The sequence below is a fragment of the Vibrio sp. S234-5 genome, assembly GCF_000960595.1.
In the GTDB taxonomy this organism is placed as follows: domain Bacteria; phylum Pseudomonadota; class Gammaproteobacteria; order Enterobacterales; family Vibrionaceae; genus Vibrio.
Window position 1 is genome coordinate 1 of record NZ_JZAM01000236.1, and the last position, 1,150, is coordinate 1,150.

Below are 1,150 nucleotides of genomic sequence, written 5' to 3' on the forward strand. Positions count from 1 at the left end.
GCCCCCGCTTCCGCGTTGCTAAAGCTGAATGACGCCGCCGTTTTCTCCGCATTCGAGTACAACGTATCGCCAAACGTCACGCTGTGGCCCGTCGGTACCGCCGTGTCGAGCGTGCTGCTCGCCGTCACCGCCGAGGCGCTGTTGCCTGCGCTGTCCGTGACGATGACCGACAGCGTCAGGGTGCCGTCATTAAGATTGGACAGGTCGATGCCACTGAGGGTCTCACTGGCGCTGGCAAGCGTGCCCGTGCCCGTCACGTTGCTGCCGCCATTAGAGCTGCTGATGGTGTAGCTGTAGTTGGCCCCCGCTTCCGCGTTGCTAAAGCTGAATGACGCCGCCGTTTTCTCCGCATTCGAGTACAACGTATCGCCAAACGTCACGCTGTGGCCCGTCGGCGTCTGTGTATCAACACTGATGCTCTGTTGCGGGGCCGCCGTGTTGTGATTACCCGCCTCATCGGTAAAGGTATTCGCCGCTACGTTGATGGTCGCCGTGCTGGTCGTGTTGGCGGTTGGGGTAAAGGTCGCGGTGTAGCTGGTGCCGCTGCCGGTAAAGCCCGACAAGCTGCCGCCGGTCACGGTAATGTCGTCCGCCGCAAAGTCATTGCTGTTTTCCGACAAGGTGAAGGTCAGCGTCGCGGTTTCACCCACTTTCAGGGCTGATTTGTCGCTGCTAATGCCAATGCTTGGCAGCGCCGTGTCGACCACTTGCACACTTTGCGTCGCCGCGCTGTTCGGGTTCCCCGCCGTGTCTGTCGCCACACTCGCCGCCACATCCACCGTGAGGTTGCTGGTGCTGTTGGCCGTTGGCGTCACCACTAGGGTGTAGACCGTGCCACTGACGGCCGTGAAGGTGCCCTTGGTTCCACCGGATACGGTGATGTCGTCTTCGGTAAAGCCCGTCACGTTCTCATTGAAGGTAAAGGTGTACAGCACATCGCCCGTGGCCGTGCCCGTTGTGTCGTCACTGATGGTCACTGTTGGTGCTGCGGTGTCGAGCGTGCTGCTCGCCGTCACCGCCGAAGCGCTGTTGCCTGCGCTGTCCGTCACGATGACCGACAGCGTCAAGGTGCCGTCATTAAGATTGGACAGGTCGATGCCACTGAGGGTCTCACTGGCGCTGGCAAGCGTGCCTGTGCCCGTTACGCTGC

At 61.3% G+C, this 1,150-nt stretch carries 1 protein-coding gene; it reads right to left on the reverse strand.

Features of this window, described 5'->3' with window-relative positions:
- On the reverse strand, window positions 1-1,150 hold a 1,150-nt coding region (locus UF06_RS14465), incomplete at both ends, for an Ig-like domain-containing protein (RefSeq protein ID WP_045571072.1).